Here is an 18,286-nt window from a genome sequence, read left to right on the forward strand (position 1 = left end):
AGTCGATCGCCGCCCTGACGGCGCGGCGGTCCGGGTCGGTCGAGGCCTTCATCCCCCTGTTCCAGGCGCGTCTGATGGCCCTGTCGGCGACGCACAACCTGCTGACCGCCACCGGCTGGGAGGCGGCGAGTCTGGACGATCTGTTGGCCAGCGAGCTGGAGCCCTATGCCGCCGACCAGTACCGGCTGACGGGGCCGTCGGTGATGTTCGACGCGCCCCAGGCTCTGGCCATGGGGATGGTGATCCATGAACTGGTCACCAACGCCGCCAAATACGGCGCCCTGAGCCGGGACGGCGGGCGTCTGGAGGTGCGCTGGGCGCTGGACGACGACGATGCGCAGGTGACGCTGGAGTGGACCGAGACCGGCGGCCCGGCCGTAAAGCCGCCTGCGCATCGCGGTTTCGGATCCCGCCTGATCGCCACCAGCCTCAAGGGCGATCTGAAGGGTGAGGGCGAGTTCGACTATTCGCCGGAAGGATTCAGGGCCCGGTTGCGTCTCAGGCCCAAGGGCTGAAACGCCCCGCCTGTCGGCGCCTTCGCCTCACTCGCCCAAACACCTCAGGGCGACCTCGAGGTTGCGCAGGCCATCCTCGCCGGTGACCGCCGGGGTCTCGCCGGTGGTGATGGCGCGGGCGAAGGCTTCGAGTTCGGCCTTCAGGGGCTCGTTGGGCCAGCTCATGACGCCGCGCGTGGAGTAGGAGCCATCGGGCTGCTGGCCGAAGTATTCGGTCACCTGGCGGGTCATCAGGTCGGCGACGACGAACTTCGTCCGGGTCGCGACCTGCAGGGTGCGGGTCTTGTAGGGCGTCACCCAGTTGGTGGTGATGTGGGCGATGACGCCGTTCTCCAGCCGGAACTGAAGCAGGGCCGTGTCCTCGCGCTCGGCGCGGGTGCGGGCCAGCTGGGGCTGGACCTCGGCGATTTCGCTATCCGTCAGGTGGCGGATGATGTCGATGTCGTGGACGGCCAGATCGATCACCACACCCACCTCGCCCATGCGCGGCGGGAAGGGGCCGACGCGGGTGATCTGGATGGAGATGACCTCCTCGCCCGCGATGGCGCGCTTGACCGCCTCGACCGCAGGATTGAACCGCTCGACCTGACCGACCATCAGGACGCGGTTGTTGGACTTTGCCGCGTCGATCATCCGCTGGGCGTCGGCCACAGTGGCGGCGATGGGCTTCTCGACCAGCACATGGACCCCGGCCTCCAGCAGGGCGACGCCGACCTCCGCATGGAAGCGGTTGGGGGTGGCCACGATGGCGGCGTCGAGGCCCGAGGCGACGAAATCGGCGGCGGAGGTATAGGCGGATGCGCCGTAGACCTCGGCCACGCCCTGGGCGGTCGGGGCGTCCGGATCGAAGACGGCGGTCAGGTCGAACTCGCGCATGCCGGCGGCCACGCGGGCGTGGTTGCGGCCCATGACGCCGACGCCGGCGACGCCGATCTTGAGGGGGGTGGTGCTGGGCATGGAGATCAACCCTTGAAGCTGGCGACGGCGGCGACGACCCGGTCCTGGGTCGTCTCGTCGAGGTCGGCGTGCATGGGCAGGCTGATGACCGTCTCCTTCAGCCGCTCGGTGACCGGCAGGCTGCCGGGCCCGGCCGAGAACCGTGCATAGGCGGGCTGCAGGTGCATAGGCACCGGATAATAGACGGCGGTGGGAATCCCTTCCGCCTTGAGATGGGCGGCCAGGCCGTCCCGATCGGAGTGCTGGATCGTGTACTGGGCCCAGTTGGAGACATTGCCGGCCGGCAGATGCGGCACGGCGGCGACGTAGGGCGCCAGCTTTTCATTGTAACGGGCGGCGATCCGCATCCGGGTCTCGATCTCTTCCGGGAAGACCTTCAGCTTCTCGATCAGCACGGCGGCCTGGATGGTGTCGAGCCGGCTGTTCATGCCGATGCGCATGGCCAGGTATTTCGGATCGTGGTCGAAGGTCTGGCCGTCCTTCAGATCCTTGGCGACCACCTTGCCGTGGACCCGCAGCGAATCCATTTCCTGGGCCAGATCGTCGTCGTCCGTCAGCACCGCCCCGCCGTCGCCGTAGCAGCCCAGGGGCTTGGCCGGGAAGAAGCTGGTGGTGGTGACGTCGGCCCATTTGATCGGATGATCGCCGGCGATGGTGCAGCCGAAGCCCTGGGCCGAATCCGAGATCAGCTTCAGGCCGTGACGGTCGCAGATGGACTTGATGGCCGGATAGTCGGCGGGCTGGCCGAACAGGTCGACGGCGATGACCACGCGGGGCTTCAGCCGGCCCTCGGCGATGACGGCCTCGATGGCCGCCTCCAGATGCGACGGCGACATATTGTAGGTCTCGGCGTCGACGTCGACGAAGACCGGCGTGGCGCCCAGCCAGGGCACGACCTCGGCCGTCGCGGTGAAGGTGAAGCTGGGGCAGAAGACGGCGTCGCCGGTGCGCACGCCCCAGGCGATCAGCGGCAGGATCAGGGCGTCGGTGCCGTTGGCGCAGCCGAGGGCGTGCTTCGCCTGACCGAAGGCGGCCAGATCGGCCTCGAACTGGCGCACCTGAGGGCCCATGACCCAGGCGCCGCCGACGACGGCCTCCTGAACGGCGGCCTCGATCTTGCCGCCGAGGCGAAGGCGCTGGGCCTGCAGGTCGATGAAGGGAATGGACATGGAGAAACGACTCTCTCTGGGGCGGCGGCCTGTGGGCGCATCATGCACGACAACGGCGGCGACAGGGACCGGAAACGACGCACCGGGAAGGCCGCCTCCTAACAAATGAGGCCTCCCGACGGCAAACCCGGGAGAGTCACTTCGCGTTGCGTCTTGCAACGGCCCCCGATACAGCGGTCGCCTCATGGTCCCCTCCGTTCCCCTCAAGCCGGCCGTCTTTCTGGATCGCGACGGCGTCCTGAATCTGGATGTCGGCTATCCCCATCTGGAGGAACACCTGATCCTCACGCCGGGCGCGGCCGAGGCGGTCAGGCAGTTGAACCAGAGCGGCTTCTTCACCGTGATCGTGACCAACCAGTCGGGCGTGGCGCGCGGCCTGTTCGATCTGGCGACCATGGAGGCCTTCAACGCCCGGCTGGTGCGCAGGCTGGCGGAACAGGGGGCGATGATCGATGCGGTCTACGCCTGTCCGTATCACGACACGGCGGTCGACCCGCGCTGGCGCCATCCCGACCACCCGGAGCGCAAGCCCAATCCGGGCATGATCCTCAGGGCGGCGGCCGAGCACGATCTGGATCTGACGCGGTCCCTGATGATCGGCGACCGCGAGAGCGACATGGAGGCGGCGCGACGGGCGGGGGTTCGCGGCTTCCTGTTCGAGGGGCCGAACCTGAATGAGTTCGTCGGGGGACTGGCGATCGGCTGACCGTGAGCCGTCGCGTTTCACCCGGTGATGAATTACTCTCCGCGACAGGACAAGACGGAGGAAACGGGATGACCGACATCTCGACGGCGTTCGCCGAGCGGCGCTGGATGACGGCAGACGGCCTGACCCTGTTCGCGCGGGACCATGCGCCCGGCGGCGGCGTGGCGAAGCTGCCGGTGATCGCCATCCACGGCCTGACGCGTAACAGCGCCGATTTCGGCGGGATCGCCCCCCTGATCGCGGCCAGCGGGCGGCGGGTGCTGGCGGTGGACGTGCGCGGGCGGGGCCGGTCCGACCGGGCGACCGATCCGATGACCTATACCCCCGACGTCTACGCCAGGGATGTCCAGGCCCTGATGCACCAGTTGGGCATCGAGCGCGCCGTCTTCATGGGCACCTCCATGGGCGGCCTGATCACCATGGGCCTGGCCGGTCAGGCGTCGAAAAAGGTCGCCGCCGCCATCCTCAACGACATCGGGCCGGAGGTGGCCCCGGAGGGCCTGATGCGCATCGCCGCCTATTCCGGCCAGCCCGTCGACACCCCGACATGGGCCGAGGCTGCAGACTACGCCCGGCGGATCAACGCCGTCGCCTTCCCCCATTATTCGGACGCCGACTGGGAGGCGTTCGCGCGCCGCATCTTCCGCGAGGGGACGGAAGGCTCGCCGGTGCTGGACTATGATCCCGACATCGCCGTGCCGATCCGGGCGGCGGGCGCCAAGGCCCTCGTCCCCAACCTCTGGCCCATGTTCCGGTCTCTGGCCCGCAAGCGGCCGACCCTGCTGGTTCGGGGCGGGACGTCCGACCTGCTGAGCGCCGTCATCGCCGAGAAGATGCGGAAGGCCGCGCCGGACATGGACTATGTCGAGGTCCCGGGCGTCGGCCACGCCCCCATGCTGGACGAACCCGAGGCCAAGGCGGCGATCTTCGAATTCCTGGCGGGGGTGGAGTGAGAAGCCAGTGGCGAGTGACGAGTGGCGAGTGACTTGGACGCCGTCACAGTCATTGGAGTGTGTTCGAGATCATTTGAAACTCGCCACTCGCCACTCGCCACTCGCCACTCTCTAGGAGAACTCCGCCTCAAGGTCGGCCAGGCGCGCCGCCTGATCCTCGGCGATCAGGGCGTTCAGGAGGGGGTCGAGGTCGCCTTCCAGGATCTGGGGCAGGGAGTGCAGGGTCAGGTTGATGCGGTGGTCTGAGACCCGGCCTTGCGGATAGTTGTAGGTGCGGATGCGTTCGGATCGGTCGCCCGAGCCGACCTGTGACTTCCGGGCGTCGGAGCGGGCGTTGTCCTTGGCCTGACGCTGCATGTCGTAGAGGCGCACGCGCAGGTTCTTCATCGCCTTGTCGCGATTGACGTGCTGGGATTTCTCCGAGGAGGTCACCACGATCCCGGTCGGGAAGTGGGTGATCCGCACGGCGGAATCGGTCTTGTTGACGTGCTGACCGCCCGAGCCGGAGGCGCGGACGGTGTCGATGCGGCTGTCCTTGTCCTGGATGTCGCTCTCGACGTCCTCGACCTCGGGCAGGACGGCGACCGTGGCGGCCGAGGTGTGGATGCGGCCTTGCGTCTCCGTGGCCGGGACGCGCTGGACGCGGTGGACGCCGCTCTCGAACTTCAGACGGCCGAAGACGCCCTCGCCCGTGACGGTGGCGATGATTTCCTTATAGCCTCCGGCCTCGCCCTCGGTGGCGCTGTCCAGCTCGACCCGCCAGCCGCGCGTGGAGGCGTAGCGCGAATACATGCGGAACAGGTCGCCGGCGAAGAGGGCGGCCTCGTCCCCGCCGGTGCCGGCGCGGACTTCCAGCACGGCGCTCGCGTTCTCGTCGGCGTCGCGCGGAGCCAGCAGCAGGGCGACGTCCCGCTCCATCTCCGGCAGACGGGCGTTCAGGGTCTCCAGCTCGTCGGCGGCCATGGCGGCCATCTCGGGGTCTTCCGCCATGGCGCGGAGATCCTCGATCTCGGCCCGGGCCTTGGCAAGCGCCATGACGGCGTCGGCGACCGGCTTCATCTCGGCGTGTTCCTTCGACAGGCGCACGATCTCCTGACCGTCCGTGGCCGCGCCCATCCGCGCCTCCACCTGGTGGAAGCGGTCGAGCACCTGATCGAGCCGGGCCTGGGGCAGTCGCAAACGGAACACTCATCGGTAAGACGGGAGGAAGCGGGGCTCTTACCCTGTCCGGCCCGCGACTGTCGATGCGCGCGAATCGGGGCGTCGCACGGGGGTTGCAGGGTCTGACCCGCTTGTGATCCCGGGTCACGATGGCGTCAGACCCCCTGACTCGCGGGCGGTGATCTCCCTATGTGAACGGCAGATGAACGCCGCAAGCCGGATTGGAGCCTCCCCATGTTCGACCGAACGCCTGACGCCATCCCCACCGCCGCCGCGAGCGATCTGGCGCGCCTGTGCCGGGATTACGATGTCCTGCTGACGGAGGGGCGGGGTCTGTCGGAGGCGGCCGCTGCCGAGCTGACCGGTCTGGCCGCCGTCTATGATCTGGACGTCGATCGCCCTCATGAGGCCGTCTGGCGGGACCTTCGCGCCGTTCTGGTGCGCCAGACGGGGGTCGACCCGGACGCCCGCCCGGGGGCGCCCGCCGAAACCCTCACCCTTCTGGTGGTCGAGGACGATCCACAGTCCGCCCTGGACCTGACCGAGACCCTGATCGAGGCCGGGCACAGCGTGGTCGGCCCGTTCCACGACGGGGACGCGGCGGAGGCGGCGGCCGGGCTGCATGTCCTGGACGGCGCCCTTCTCGACATCAACCTGTCGGGGGCCACGGACGGCGTGACCCTGGCGGCGCGGCTGAAGGACCGCTGGGGCGTGCCGGTGATCTTCCTGTCGGGCGACATCGCAGCGGCCGCTCGCCATGCCGAGCTGGCCCGGGCGATCGTGGCCAAGCCCTATGGTCGCGCCGACGTGGCCGAGGCGCTTGTCCGCCTGTCAGCAGGATGAGAAATCCTCGCTTGGCCGGGCGCCGGGCGTCCCGCTAAGCCTGCCGAGCCCCGCCTTTTCGGGGCGCCGCCCGCCGGGACTTCATGGACGACTTCCTTCTCTTTCTTCTGGTCGGCTTCCTGGCCCAGATCGTCGATGGGGCCCTGGGCATGGCCTACGGCGTGATCTCGTCGACCGTGCTTCTGTCGTTCGGGGTGCCGCCGGCGACGGCCTCGGCCAGCGTCCATGCGGCGGAGGTCTTCACCACGGCGGCCTCGGCCGGCTCCCACACGGTGAACAAGAACGTCAACTGGAAGCTGTTCGTGCCCCTGGCCCTGGGCGGTGTCGTGGGCGGCGGCTTCGGCGCCTTCGTCCTGACCAGCATCGACGGGGATGTGCTGAAGCCCTGGATCACCGCCTATCTGTCGATCATGGGGGCGGTCATCATCTGGCGAGCGACGAAACAGACGCGCGAGCGGATCTTCCCGACGCGGTTCGCTGGTCCGCTCGGGCTGGTCGGCGGCTTCTTCGACGCCATCGGCGGCGGCGGTTGGGGCCCGACGGTCACCACGACCCTGGTCGGCACGGGCCAGAACCCGCGCATTTCGATCGGCACGACCAATACGGCGGAGTTCTTCGTCACCTCGGCCATTTCCGCGACCTTCCTCACCGCCCTGCTGACCGGGCACTGGGAACAGGCGGAAGGCGTGGCGACCCACGCCAAGGCCATCCTGGGTCTGATTCTGGGCGGGTTGCTGGCCGCGCCCCTGGCCGGGATCGTCGCCCGGGTGGCCCCGCGACGGGTGCTGACCTACGGGGTCGGGGCGGTGGTCCTGCTCTCGGCCGGCTATCAGGCGTTGAGGCTGTTCGGGGTGATTTGAAACTACTCCGCCGCTGCAAGACCGGTTTCCGCGCGGGCGCGGGCGGCGTCGAGTTCGGCGGCCTTGGCCTCCACCTGGGCGACGATTTCGTCGATCATGCCGTCGTTGGCCTGCTTGTGGGCGATCTTGCCGTTCAGATAGAGCATGCCCGAGCCCGCGCCGCCGCCGGTGAAGCCGACGTCGGTGTAGAGGGCCTCGCCCGGGCCGTTGACGACGCAGCCGATGACCGACAGGGACATGGGCGTGGTCACATGGGCCAGCCGCTCTTCGAGGATGCCCACGGTCTCGATGACGTTGAAGCCCTGACGGGCGCAGGAGGGGCAGGCGATGATGTTGACGCCCCGGTGGCGAAGGCCCAGCGACTTGAGGATGTCGAAACCGACCTTGATCTCCTCGACCGGGTCGGCGGCGAGCGACACGCGGATGGTGTCGCCGATGCCCGCCCACAGCATGGAGCCCATGCCGATGGCCGACTTGATCGTGCCGGTGCGCAGGGGCCCGGCCTCGGTGACGCCCAGGTGCAGAGGACAGTCGATGGCCTCGGCCAGTTGCTGATAGGCGGCGACGGTCAGGAAGGGGTCCGACGCCTTCACCGAGATCTTGAACTCGTGGAAGTCGTTGTCCTGCAGGATGCGGGCGTGGTTCAGGGCGCTCTCGACCATGGCCTCGGGGCAGGGCTCGCCGTATTTTTCCAGCAGTTCGCGCTCCAGGGAGCCGGCGTTGACGCCGATCCGCATGGAGCAGCCGTGGTCACGGGCGGCCTTGATGACCTCGCGGACCCGGTCCGCATTGCCGATATTGCCGGGGTTGATGCGCAGACAGGCGGCGCCGGCCTCGGCGGCCTCGATGCCGCGTTTGTAGTGGAAATGGATGTCGGCCACGAGCGGGACGCGGGCCTCGCGCACGATGGTGCGGAAAGCGGCGGTGCTCTCCTCATCCGGGCAGGAGACGCGCACGATATCGGCCCCGGCCTCTTCCAGACGGCGGATCTGGTCGATCGTCGCGGCGGCGTCGGAGGTCGGGGTGTTGGTCATCGACTGGACGCTGATCGGGGCGTCGCCGCCCACCAGCACGGAGCCCACCCGGATCTGGCGGCTCTTTCGGCGCTCGATGTGGCGCCAGGGTCGGATGTGGGAATGGTCGGCGCTCATGACGGGAGACAAGATAGGCGCTTCATCATGGCATGGCCATGACGCGAGGGACTGTCCGGCGTCCTTATTGCGCGGCGACGGGGCTGGGCGCGGGGCTGGCGGGTGTCGCCTGAGGCGCAGCGGCCTGAGCCGCAGCCTGGGCGGCGGCGGTGCGGGCGGCGGCCTGGGCGGCGGCCTGGCGGCCCATGGCCTCGGCGCGGGCGTTGAGCTGGGCCAGGGGGGTCAGGACGGCGTCGAGGACGCCCCCGTGCTCGCCGTTCATATAGACGTCGAAGGCGGCGGGATCGGAAACGTCCACCGTCGCCGACACCCCGATGGGCGCCCGCCAGGCTTCACCGGCGGCCAACTGGCGCGCGAACAGGACGCGGCCGTCGGTCAGGCGCACGACCAGGGCGCCGGCTTTCTTGGCCTGGAGCACGACGTGGGAGGCGGTGGCGGGGGCGCCGTAGATCGCGCCGCGCGGGTTGAAGGCGGCCTGGACGGGGGCGACGGCCGTGGCGGCTTGGGCGATCGCCGCGTCGTCCGCACTGACGCCCGTCAGCTGTTCCTCAAGGCCGGGGGTCACATAGAGGGCGGGGATGGTCTGGTCCGGGGGCGCCGCCTTGGGGCCGCCGATCTGCAGGACGTCCCCGGTCTGAACCTGGCCGGCGCCCCGGCTCCAGCTATCGGGCACCGAGGCGATGTCGGACGGCTGGGGCGCACGCATCAGGTTGACGCGCTGGAAGACGTTCCAGCCGATCACCGCCACCCCCGCGACGGCGATGGCGATCAGAACGGGCTGGGAGCGGCGACGCACGTCCTGGAAGGCCGCGCCGACCGGCGGCTGCAGGGGCGCCGTCAGGTCCGGGCTTTCGCGCTTGAATCGCTCGACCGCCAACTGTTCGTCCAGCCCGAGCGCGCCGGCATAGGCCCGCACATAGCCGACGGCGAAGACGCGCGACGGCAGGGCCGAGAAATCGCCCTCCTCCAGGGCGACCAGATAACGGCGGTGGACCTTGGTGACGACCGACAGTTCGGCCAGGGATCGGCCCGACGCCTTGCGGGTCGCCCGCAGCCCCGCGCCGAAGGTCGGCGCCTCCATGAAGGCAGACGTCATGTCCCCCGAATCGGAGGCCGGCCGAAACTCTTCGGGGAAGGCTCCCCCATTCAGGCCCATGACGGCAAACCTCGGATCCTTCGACGCCGCAGGCACAGACCCCTTGGACGCTCGATGCGAACCTCTAGACCATTATCGATCCGGATTGAATCCGCCCGATCGCGGATCGTGGACGGAATCTCTCTTCGAACCGGCGCGTCGTCGCTGGGTCAGCACGCCTGACCGGCGACCCAGCCCGACGACCAGGCCCACTGGAAATTATAGCCGCCCAGCCAGCCGGTGATGTCGACGGCCTCGCCGACGAAGAACAGGCCGGGGACGGACCTGGCCTGCATGGTCTGCTGGTCAAGCGCCGCCGTATCGACCCCGCCCAGGGTGACCTCGGCGGTCCGGTAACCCTCGGACCCTACCGGCTTGACGCTCCAGCCGTTGATCGCGGCGTCGAGGGACCGCAGGGCCTTGTCGGGCAGTTCGGCTAGTTTCCTTGGCTCCAGCCCCTCGCGCGCCAGCACCGCATCGGCCAGACGGCGCGGTACGATCTGGCCCAGGGCCGTCTGCACCGCCTGTTTGCCGTTGGCCTCCTTGGCGGCCTTCAGAGTCTCGAAGACCTTCGCATCGGGCGCCAGGGCCAGTTCCACCGCCTCGCCCTCGCGCCAGTAGGAGCTGATCTGGAGAATGGCCGGGCCGGACAGGCCGCGATGGGTGAACAGCAGGGCCTCGCGGAACGAGGCTCGAGACGTTTTCGCCGTCGCCTCGACCGCCACCCCGGCCAGACCCGCATGCTGTTCCAGAAACCCGGGCTCGAAGGTCAGGGGGACCAGGGCCGGGCGGGTGTCGGTGACGCGGATGTCGAACCGCCGCGCCAGGTCATAGGCCCAGCCCGTGGCCCCCATCCTGGGGATCGACTTGCCGCCCGAGGCCACGACCAGAGACGCGGCCCGGATCGGGCTCCCGTCGCCGAGGACTGCCCGCCAGCCGTCGGCGTCTGGCTCGACCGCGTCGATCGCCACCCCGAGTTTCAGCGTCACTCCAGCCGTGCGCATGGCGTCCGTCAGCATACGGATGATCTGTTTGGCGCTGTCGTCGCAGAACAGCTGACCCAGGGTTTTCTCGTGCCAGGCGATGCCCGCCCGGTCGACCCGGGCGATGAAGTCCTGCGGCCCGAATCGCTTCAGGGCCGAGGCGGCGAAGCGCGGGTTTTCTCCCAGGAAGCGCTCGATCCGGTCGCCCTCCAGATTGGTGAAGTTGCAGCGCCCGCCGCCCGAGATGCGGATCTTCTCGCCCGGCGCCCGCGCATGATCGACGACCAGCACCCGCCGCCCGCGCCGCCCGGCCTCGATCGCGCACATCATCCCGGCGGCGCCGGCGCCGACGATCAGGACATCGAAACTCTGGCTCATGACCACGCCCTAGCACAGGCTGCGCCTAGGCCGCGAGGCTCCGCGAGCCGAGCGCTAGCGCCATGCATTGTGCGCTCAAGTAGCGAGCGACCGCGTCGCGAGCGTAGCGCGGCGCGCCAGCGCCCCAGATCAATGCGCCTCGTCCCAGTTCAGGGCGGCCTTGGCCTCGACGTCCAACGGCACGGTCAGGGCGACGGCGGGTTCGGCGGCCTTTTCCATGATCCGCTTGATGACGGGGATGGCGGCCTCGGCTTCGGCGGCGGGCGCCTCGAAGACCAGTTCGTCGTGGACCTGGAGCAGCATGCGGGTCTGCAGACCGGCGGCCTGCAAGGCGGCGGGCATCCGCATCATGGCGCGGCGGATGATGTCGGCGGCGGCGCCCTGGATCGGCGCGTTGATGGCCGCCCGCTCGCCGAACTGTCGCTCGGCGCCCGATTTGGAATGGCTGGCCGGGATGTGGATGCGGCGGCCGAACAGGGTGGAGACGTAGCCCGCCTGTTTCACCTCGGCCTTGATGCGATCCATGTAGTCGCGGATGCCGGGGAAGCGTTCGAAATAGGTCTTGATATAGGCTCCGGCCTCGCCCTGATCGATGCCGAGCTGGGCCGCCAGGCCAAAGGCCGAAATGCCGTAGACGATGCCGAAGTTGATGGCCTTGGCGCGGCGGCGGGTCTCGGCGGGCATGCCCTCGACGGGGACGCCGAACATCTCCGACGCCGTGGCCGCGTGAATGTCGAGGCCGGCCTTGAAGGCGGCTTTCAGTTCGGGGATGTCGCCGATATGGGCCAACAGACGCAGCTCGATCTGGGAATAGTCGGCCGAGATCAGGACGTGGCCGGGGGCGGCGATGAAGGCCTGACGGATCTGGCGACCCGTTTCCGTCCGTATAGGGATGTTCTGCAGATTGGGGTCCGACGAGGCCAGTCGGCCGGTCGAGGCGGCGGCCAGTTGGTAGCTGGTATGGACCCGGTCGGTCTTCGGGTCGGCGGCCGCCGACAGGGCGTCGGTATAGGTGCCCTTGAGCTTGGACAGCTGGCGCCAGTCCAGGATCACCCGGGGCAGGTCGTGCGTGAGGGCCAGGGTCTCCAGCGTCGCGGCGCCGGTCTCCCACTGGCCCGAGGCGGTCTTCTTGCCGCCGGGCAGGTTCATCTCCCCGAACAGCAGCTCGCCGATCTGTTTGGGGCTGGAAATGCCGAAGGGGCGACCGGCCAGTTTCTCGGCCTCGGCCTCCAGCTCGACCATCTTCAGGCCGAACTCCGAGGACAGGCGGGTCAGGCGGGCGGGATCGACGCGGATGCCCTCCAGCTCCATCCCGGCGAGGACGGCGGGCATGCCGCGCTCCAGGGTCTCATAGACCGTCGCCAGTCCCTCGCGCGCCAGCCGGGGCTTGAGGATGCGCCAGAGACGCAGGGTCACGTCGGCGTCCTCGGCGGCGTAGGCGGTCGCGGGCTTCAGCTCGACGTGTTTGAAGCTGATCTGTTTTTTGCCGGTCCCGGCGACCTGCTTGAACGGGATCGGGTCGTGGCCGAGGTGCAGGCGGCTGAGCTCGTCCATGCCGTGACCGTGCAGCCCGCCCTCCAGCACATAGGAAATCAGCATGGTGTCGTCGATCGGGGCGACGGTGACGCCGCGCCGCCTCATCACGGCGATGTCGTACTTGCCGTTCTGGACGACCTTCAGCACCGCCGGGTTTTCCAGCAGCACCTTGAGCCGGGCCAGGGCCGTGGCCTTGTCGATCTGGGTCAGGGGTTCGCGGCTGTCCGTGACCTCGCCGAAGTCGAGGCCGCCGGCGCCCTCGGCCGGGGCGTGCTCGTGGGTCAGGGGCACATAGCAGGCGTCGTTAGGCCCGATGGCCAGGGAGACGCCGCACAGACCGGCGTGGCTGGACGACAGGGCGTCGGTCTCGGTGTCGAACCCGACCACTCCGGCCGCCGTCGCCCGGGCGATGAAGGCGTCCAGCTCCTCCAGCGTCTGGAGGCAGACATAGGCCTCGTGGTCGAAGGGCTGGGCGGCGACGTCGGCGGCGACCGGCTGGGGCGCATGGCGATGTCCGGCGACGGGGGCCGTGAGGGGGGCGGCGCGCGGACGGGTCAGGATCGACGGGGCGGCGGGGTCGGCGGCCTCCATCGTTCCGCCGCCGCCGACGCGCCGGGCCAGAGAGCGGAACTCCATCTCGTCGAGGAAGGCCGACAAGGTCGCGGGGTCCGGATCGCGCACGGCGAAGTCCGCGATGGGTTCGGGCGCCGGAGCGTCGCAGGTCAGGGTCACCAGTTCGCGGCTGAGGCGGATCTGGTCGGCGTATTCGATCAGGGTCTCGCGGCGCTTGGGCTGTTTGATCTCGCCGGCGCGGGCCAGAAGCGTGTCGAGGTCGCCGTATTCCTCGATCAGCTGGGCTGCGGTCTTCGGCCCGATGCCGGGGGCGCCGGGCACATTGTCGACGCTGTCCCCGATCAGGGCCTGGACCTCGATGACCTTGTCGGGGGTGACGCCGAACTTCTCGAACACCGCCTCTTCGGCCAGGACGCGGTCCTTCATCGGGTCGTACATGACCACGCCGTCGCCGATCAGCTGCATCAGGTCCTTGTCGGAACTGACGATCACCGCCTGTCCGCCCGCCTCGCGCGCCTTGCAGGCATAGGTGGCGATCAGGTCGTCGGCCTCATATCCGGCCAGCTCGACGCAGTGGACGCCGAAGGCCGCCGTCGCCTGGCGCACCAGGGCGAACTGGGGCACCAGATCCTCGGGCGGGGGCGGACGGTTGGCCTTGTAGTCGACGTAGAGGGTGTTGCGGAACGTCTTTTCCGAATGGTCGAAGATGGCCGCCAGATGGGTCGGGCCGTCCGACCCCTTCATGTCGCGCAACAGCTTGAACAGCATGTTGCAGTAGCCCTGAACCGCACCGACCGGCAGGCCGTCCGACTTGCGCGTCAGGGGCGGCAGGGCGTGATAGGCGCGGAAGATATAGGCCGAGGCGTCGATCAGCCACAGGCGGATCGGCCCAGTCTCGGGCGGGGTGTTCGGGGCGTCGGCGGCGTCGGTCATGGGCGCAGCATAGGGCGGTTGATCGCCCGCGTCATGGCGTCGTCGATGGGTCGCGCCTCAGAATTCCCGCCAGCTGTCGCCGGGGTCGCGCTCTCCGGGCACGGCCTGTTGCTGACCCCAGGAAATGATCATCAGCAGCTTGTGGCTGCGGATCCGGTACTCGCCGATCATGGGCGTGACGGCGCCCAGGGGCGCGCCGGTCTTGCCGTCGTAGAGAAAGCCCGAGAACTCCGCCACGCCGATGCGGTCGCGGCGGCTGTAGACGGACAGTTCCGGAATGGAGACGACGTTGAAGGTCTCGTTGATCGGCACCCGCATGTCGGGCAGGCCGACGACGCGCCGCATCTGCTCCAGCCCCATGGCGCCGGCGCGAAGCTCGAAGATGGCGTCGGCGTCGGCGCGGTTGTTGGCCAGGGCGAAGCCGGCCTCCGACAGGGCCGCGCGGATGGTGGATATGGCGTAGGGCGAGCCCTCGTTGCGGAAATAGACGTCATCGACGAAGATCCGCGTGCCGATCGGCAGGGGCAGGATCAGCCCCTCGACCGCGCGATCCGCCGCGCGGGCGAACAGGAGCTGTTCGGTCGCGGTGCGGCCGGTGTTGGTCTCCGTCGTGGAGGCGCAGGCCGACAGGGTCGCCGCGACGACCGCCAGGCCGAGAACGAGCGGACGCACTGGCCTCACCACGTTCCGGTGTTCGGCATGGAGGCCCAGGGTTCGGCCGGCGCCAGGGGCTCGCCTTCCTGGAGCAGTTCGATGGAAATGCCGTCCGGCGACTTCACAAACGCCATGTTGCCGTCGCGCGGCGGCCGGTTGATCGTCACTCCGCCGTCCATCAGTTTCTGGCACAGGGCGTAGACGTCATCGACCTTGTAGGCCAGGTGGCCGAAGTTGCGCCCGCCCGTGTAGACTTCGGGATCCCAGTTGTAGGTCAGCTCGACCTCGGGCGACCGTTCGGCGGCCGAGCGGGCCTTGTCCTTCGGCGCGGCCAGGAAGACGAGGGTGAAGCGCCCTTTCTCGTTCTCCATGCGCCGGACCTCCTCAAGCCCCAGCAGGGTCCAGAAGCGAAGGGAGGCGTCCAGATCGGCGACGCGGACCATGGTGTGGAGATAGCGCATGACGGAGTTCCGGGTGCGGCGGGCGTTCGGACGGTCAGATAGCGCAAGCGACGCAGGGCCGCCACCGGCTAGGCCCACACCTTGGGTTTCAGGGGGCTGCGAGCCGCAGTGGATGGCGGCTCGGTTCATCACAGCGGACACAACGATCTCACAACGGACACGGCGAAGCCTGGCCGCGATCCCGTCGTGCGCGCTGTGGTCCGCTGTGGTCCGCTGTGATCGCTGTGATGAACCGATCGGCGGCCTAATGAAGCCGGCTATCGCCGGGGGCGACGGCCGAGGGCTCAACTCTCCGGCGTCAGGGCCCCGCCGTCTACTCGCACGAAGGCGGCGCGGCCGGTCAGGCCGTCGAACAGGGCGCGTTCGGTGCCGGTCAGGAAGGCTTGCAGGCCCAGGGCTTCGATCTCGTCGAACAGGGCGGCGCGGCGGGCGGCGTCGAGGTGGGCGGGCGCCTCGTCGAGCAGCAGGACGGGCGGGGCGGCGTCGCCGGACGCTTCCGTCTTGAGACGAGCGATCTGGGCGAGGATCAGGTTGAGCACCAACGCCTTCTGTTCGCCTGACGAGCCCTCGGCGGCGGGGCGGTTCTTCTGGCGATGCAGGGCGGTCAGGTCGGTGCGGTGCGGACCATACAGGGAGCGGCCGGCGGCGGCGTCCCGGGGGCGGGAGGCGGTCAGACCCGCGCGGATCGCGGCGGCGATGGCGTCTTCGTCCGCGCCTTCGGCGGCCATGCGCTCGGCGGGACCGTCCAGCCCCAGATCGGCCTGGGGGAAGGGGCGGTCGTCGCGGGCGTCGATGCCGGACTGGAGATCGGTCAGGGCCGAGGCGCGGGCCAGGGCGGCGCGGGCCCCGGCCTCGGCCAGGCGGATCTCCAGGGCGTCGAGCCAAAGGGGGTCGGCCTCCCGACCTTCGGCGCCGTCGATCAGCAGTCGCAGCCGCTCGCGCAGGGCCTTTTCATAGGCGGCGACCGTCGCCGCATGGCCGGGGCGCGCCGCGAAGACCAGACGGTCGAAGAACTTCAACCGCTCGGCCCGGGCGTCGGAGAACAGCCGGTCCTGCTCCGGCGTGGCCCAGACGGGCCGCAGATATTCCAGCAAGCGCCCTGGCTGGGCCGTCTCGCCGTCGATGCGGACGATGCGGCGGGTGGACCCCGGTTGGACGCCGGTGCCGAGGCGGATGGCGTCATCGTCCCCGGCATCCAGAGTCAGGGTCACCGCCCAGGGCCGCCCGGAGACCTCCCCCGGCTCACGCCGCCCCATCTCCGCCGCCGTCGCCCCGCGCAGCCCCTTGCCGGGGGTGAACAGACTCAGCGCCTCCAGGAGATTGGTCTTCCCTGCGCCGTTGGGGCCATGCAGCACCGTCGCGCCCGCCGATATGGGCAGGGTCCCGCTCGCGTAGGAACGGAAGTCAGTGAGGGTGAGGAATGTGATCAAGCGGGCGAAAATAGCCCAGCCACTACGGCCCCAATAACGCTTATCGCGATCCCGCCGATAACGGTCCCGAATAGGTATGTTCGGCTCTTCGTAAGCATCGACTGTCGCGCGGCTTCCGACCCAACCATCATAACAACTGTGTCGAAAAGGAACCTGCGGGCCAAAAAGGCTAAGCCAAACAACACGAAGTAGGCGGCACAGGCAATCAAAATCACCCGTTGTTTCGGGGAGGTCATTAGACTGATCGGCAACGTAGCGCCAAGGAACAGCCCAACCGGGACTGCAACGAGCCCCCCCGTCCAGAATCCAAAAATCCAACTATACCAGAGACGGCGTGCCCGGACGGCTGACATAGCCTCGCCTGCCAGCCGCTCAGCGGCCTGCTCCGACCAGCTTGAGATGGAAATCCAAGCCGGAGACAAATACCGGATTTCCAATTCCAGCGATTGCCTCGCAGCTTCGTACTTTGCCGAAAAAGAAGAACGCCCCTCCACATCATTGAATGGAAGGAGCTCGAGGCCTTCTAGAGAGTCCACTTCATACTTCGCCCCAGAGCGAACCTGGAGCGAATATGTAGATATCGCCTGCTCTCCAGCAATTGATTCAAATAGCCTTTTTTGGGCGGCGAAGAACTCAACATCAAACTTAAATGCTCCCCTCAGCTCAAGGCGTTTGAGTTTGGGAGGTACGACTTTCACAGGCGAGACCCTAAACCCTCAGCGGCATCAGCACATACTGAACGCCCGGATCGCCCGGATCGAGCACCAGGGTCGGGCTGGCCGGGTCGGCGAAGCGGAACGCGGCGTTCTCGCCGGTGATCTGGCCGGCGACGTCCAGCAGGTAGCGGGCGTTGAAGCCGATTTCGAAGGGTTCGTCGGAATAGCCGATCTCGACCTCCTCGACGCCCTGACCGGCCTCCATGTTGCGCACCGTCAGGGTGACGCGGTCCAGTTCGAAGGCCAGTTTCACCGACCGGCTCTTTTCGGCCGAGATGGTGGCGACGCGATCGACGGCGGAGGCGAAGACGGCCTTGTCGATGTCGGCCTGTTTGTCGTTCCCCTTGGGGATGACGCGCATGTAGTCGGGGAAGGCGCCGTCGATGACCTTGGAGGTCAGGCTGGCCTGGCCGAACTCGAAGCGGATCTTCTGCGGGCTGACCTGGACCTCGACCGGGCCGGAGCCGTCGTCGAGCAGGCGGCGGACCTGATCCACGGTCTTGCGCGGCACGATGACGCCGGGACCGCCCGCCGCGCCCTCGGGCGCCGGGGTCTCGGCCAGGGCCAGGCGGTGGCCGTCGGTGGCCACGGCGCGCAGCAGGGGCACGCCCGCCTCGGCCACCGTGTGCAGATAGAGGCCGTTCAGATAATAGCGGGTCTCCTCGGTCGAGACGGCGAACCGGGTCTTGTCGATCAGACGGGCCAGGTCCTCCTTCATCAGGCTGAACCGGACGCCCGAGGTGTCGGCCGACATGACGGGGAAGTCGCCCGCCGGCAGGACCGGCAGATTGAACTTGGAGCGGCCGGCCTGAACCGTCAGGCGCGGATCGTCGCCGTTGTAGGTCAGGGCCACCTCGGCGCCGTCGGGCAGCTTGCGGACGATCTCGTACAGGGTGTGGGCGGGCGCCGTGATCTGGCCCTCGACCTGAACGGTGGCGTCGGCCTCGTCGACCATCTCCATGTCCAGATCGGTCGCGGCGAAGGACAGGCGATCGCGCCCGGCCGACAGCAGGACGTTGGACAGGATCGGAATGGTGTTTCGGCGTTCCACCACGCTCTGGACGTGGCCCAGGGCCTTGAGCAGAGCGGATCGTTCGATGGTCAGTTGCATGTCGTCATTTCGCCCGGGCGCGTCGCGTAAAGCCAGCGTCGCGATAAGTTTGACCCCGGAC

The 18,286-nt window shown here is 68.6% G+C and carries 17 protein-coding genes; 5 read left to right on the forward strand and 12 right to left on the reverse strand.

What is annotated here, in order from left to right; genetic code table 11:
- The coding region (locus ACT6QK_RS11945; protein WP_444598048.1) for a sensor histidine kinase at positions 1 to 515 on the forward strand (515 nt) is incomplete at its 5' end.
- A gap of 27 nt (positions 516 to 542) precedes the next feature.
- Here ACT6QK_RS11945 and ACT6QK_RS11950 read toward each other — a convergent pair.
- Complete coding sequence (locus tag ACT6QK_RS11950; RefSeq protein ID WP_444598049.1) at positions 543 to 1,472, reverse strand: Gfo/Idh/MocA family protein; 930 nt, start codon at positions 1,470 to 1,472, stop codon at positions 543 to 545.
- A 5-nt stretch (positions 1,473 to 1,477) separates the two neighbouring features.
- Positions 1,478 to 2,641, reverse strand: a complete 1,164-nt coding sequence (locus ACT6QK_RS11955; protein WP_444598050.1) for a DegT/DnrJ/EryC1/StrS family aminotransferase — start codon at positions 2,639 to 2,641, stop codon at positions 1,478 to 1,480.
- A gap of 184 nt (positions 2,642 to 2,825) precedes the next feature.
- Here ACT6QK_RS11955 and ACT6QK_RS11960 point away from each other — a divergent pair, with 184 nt between their 5' ends.
- Both ACT6QK_RS11960 and ACT6QK_RS11965 read left to right on the forward strand, forming a co-directional pair.
- On the forward strand, positions 2,826 to 3,347 hold the full coding sequence (locus tag ACT6QK_RS11960; protein WP_444598051.1) for a D-glycero-alpha-D-manno-heptose-1,7-bisphosphate 7-phosphatase: 522 nt from the start codon (positions 2,826 to 2,828) through the stop codon (positions 3,345 to 3,347).
- Between the two features lie 68 nt (positions 3,348 to 3,415).
- A complete protein-coding gene (locus tag ACT6QK_RS11965) occupies positions 3,416 to 4,300 on the forward strand; it encodes an alpha/beta fold hydrolase (RefSeq protein WP_444598052.1) in 885 nt (294 codons plus the stop codon).
- A gap of 111 nt (positions 4,301 to 4,411) precedes the next feature.
- On the opposite strand, the gene prfA is transcribed toward ACT6QK_RS11965, so the two are convergent.
- Entirely contained in the window at positions 4,412 to 5,479 is a 1,068-nt protein-coding gene (prfA, locus tag ACT6QK_RS11970; RefSeq protein WP_444598053.1) for a peptide chain release factor 1, read from the reverse strand.
- Positions 5,480 to 5,695: 216 nt separating this feature from the next.
- On the opposite strand from prfA, the gene ACT6QK_RS11975 reads away from it, so the two are divergent.
- Entirely contained in the window at positions 5,696 to 6,304 is a 609-nt protein-coding gene (locus ACT6QK_RS11975) for a response regulator (protein ID WP_444598054.1), read from the forward strand.
- An 83-nt stretch (positions 6,305 to 6,387) separates the two neighbouring features.
- Positions 6,388 to 7,164 (forward strand): sulfite exporter TauE/SafE family protein, encoded by a 777-nt coding sequence (locus tag ACT6QK_RS11980; protein ID WP_444598055.1) that lies wholly within the window; start codon positions 6,388 to 6,390, stop codon positions 7,162 to 7,164.
- Between the two features lie 2 nt (positions 7,165 to 7,166).
- Here the strand turns inward: ACT6QK_RS11980 and ispG are convergent, their stop codons facing one another.
- From ispG to dnaN, 9 genes are all read right to left on the reverse strand, one after another.
- On the reverse strand, positions 7,167 to 8,315 hold the full coding sequence (gene ispG / locus ACT6QK_RS11985; RefSeq protein WP_444598056.1) for a flavodoxin-dependent (E)-4-hydroxy-3-methylbut-2-enyl-diphosphate synthase: 1,149 nt from the start codon (positions 8,313 to 8,315) through the stop codon (positions 7,167 to 7,169).
- 64 nt (positions 8,316 to 8,379) lie between these two features.
- A complete protein-coding gene (locus ACT6QK_RS11990; protein WP_444598057.1) occupies positions 8,380 to 9,411 on the reverse strand; it encodes a helix-turn-helix domain-containing protein in 1,032 nt (343 codons plus the stop codon).
- 209 nt (positions 9,412 to 9,620) lie between these two features.
- Positions 9,621 to 10,811 carry an NAD(P)/FAD-dependent oxidoreductase gene (locus ACT6QK_RS11995; protein WP_444598058.1) on the reverse strand — a complete coding sequence of 397 codons (1,191 nt, stop codon included), beginning with the start codon at positions 10,809 to 10,811 and terminating at the stop codon, positions 9,621 to 9,623.
- Between the two features lie 129 nt (positions 10,812 to 10,940).
- Positions 10,941 to 13,853, reverse strand: a complete 2,913-nt coding sequence (gene polA / locus ACT6QK_RS12000) for a DNA polymerase I (protein ID WP_444598059.1) — start codon at positions 13,851 to 13,853, stop codon at positions 10,941 to 10,943.
- 57 nt (positions 13,854 to 13,910) lie between these two features.
- Positions 13,911 to 14,525 carry a DUF6655 family protein gene (locus tag ACT6QK_RS12005; RefSeq protein WP_444598060.1) on the reverse strand — a complete coding sequence of 205 codons (615 nt, stop codon included), beginning with the start codon at positions 14,523 to 14,525 and terminating at the stop codon, positions 13,911 to 13,913.
- Positions 14,526 to 14,530: 5 nt separating this feature from the next.
- On the reverse strand, positions 14,531 to 14,968 hold the full coding sequence (locus ACT6QK_RS12010) for a VOC family protein (RefSeq protein WP_444598061.1): 438 nt from the start codon (positions 14,966 to 14,968) through the stop codon (positions 14,531 to 14,533).
- Between the two features lie 284 nt (positions 14,969 to 15,252).
- A complete protein-coding gene (gene recF, locus ACT6QK_RS12015; protein WP_444598062.1) occupies positions 15,253 to 16,398 on the reverse strand; it encodes a DNA replication/repair protein RecF in 1,146 nt (381 codons plus the stop codon).
- Entirely contained in the window at positions 16,395 to 17,096 is a 702-nt protein-coding gene (locus ACT6QK_RS12020; protein WP_444598063.1) for a hypothetical protein, read from the reverse strand. Before ACT6QK_RS12020 ends, recF begins: the two co-directional genes overlap by 4 nt.
- A gap of 10 nt (positions 17,097 to 17,106) precedes the next feature.
- Positions 17,107 to 18,225, reverse strand: a complete 1,119-nt coding sequence (dnaN, locus tag ACT6QK_RS12025; RefSeq protein ID WP_444598064.1) for a DNA polymerase III subunit beta — start codon at positions 18,223 to 18,225, stop codon at positions 17,107 to 17,109.
- Positions 18,226 to 18,286: the final 61 nt, after the last annotated feature.

Origin of the sequence: Brevundimonas sp. (genome assembly GCF_052436175.1) — a bacterium.
Taxonomy (GTDB): domain Bacteria; phylum Pseudomonadota; class Alphaproteobacteria; order Caulobacterales; family Caulobacteraceae; genus Brevundimonas.

Coding starts and splice junctions, on each gene's coding strand:
- ACT6QK_RS12010 (WP_444598061.1), bottom strand. CDS start 14,968: ATGCGCTATCTCCACACCATGGTCCGCGTCGCCGATCTGGACGCCTCC.
- ACT6QK_RS11960 (WP_444598051.1), top strand. CDS start 2,826: ATGGTCCCCTCCGTTCCCCTCAAGCCGGCCGTCTTTCTGGATCGCGAC.
- polA (WP_444598059.1), bottom strand. CDS start 13,853: ATGACCGACGCCGCCGACGCCCCGAACACCCCGCCCGAGACTGGGCCG.
- dnaN (WP_444598064.1), bottom strand. CDS start 18,225: ATGCAACTGACCATCGAACGATCCGCTCTGCTCAAGGCCCTGGGCCAC.
- ACT6QK_RS11950 (WP_444598049.1), bottom strand. CDS start 1,472: ATGCCCAGCACCACCCCCCTCAAGATCGGCGTCGCCGGCGTCGGCGTC.
- ACT6QK_RS11980 (WP_444598055.1), top strand. CDS start 6,388: ATGGACGACTTCCTTCTCTTTCTTCTGGTCGGCTTCCTGGCCCAGATC.
- ACT6QK_RS11965 (WP_444598052.1), top strand. CDS start 3,416: ATGACCGACATCTCGACGGCGTTCGCCGAGCGGCGCTGGATGACGGCA.
- ACT6QK_RS11975 (WP_444598054.1), top strand. CDS start 5,696: ATGTTCGACCGAACGCCTGACGCCATCCCCACCGCCGCCGCGAGCGAT.
- ACT6QK_RS11955 (WP_444598050.1), bottom strand. CDS start 2,641: ATGTCCATTCCCTTCATCGACCTGCAGGCCCAGCGCCTTCGCCTCGGC.
- ACT6QK_RS11990 (WP_444598057.1), bottom strand. CDS start 9,411: ATGACGTCTGCCTTCATGGAGGCGCCGACCTTCGGCGCGGGGCTGCGG.
- ACT6QK_RS11995 (WP_444598058.1), bottom strand. CDS start 10,811: ATGAGCCAGAGTTTCGATGTCCTGATCGTCGGCGCCGGCGCCGCCGGG.
- ispG (WP_444598056.1), bottom strand. CDS start 8,315: ATGAGCGCCGACCATTCCCACATCCGACCCTGGCGCCACATCGAGCGC.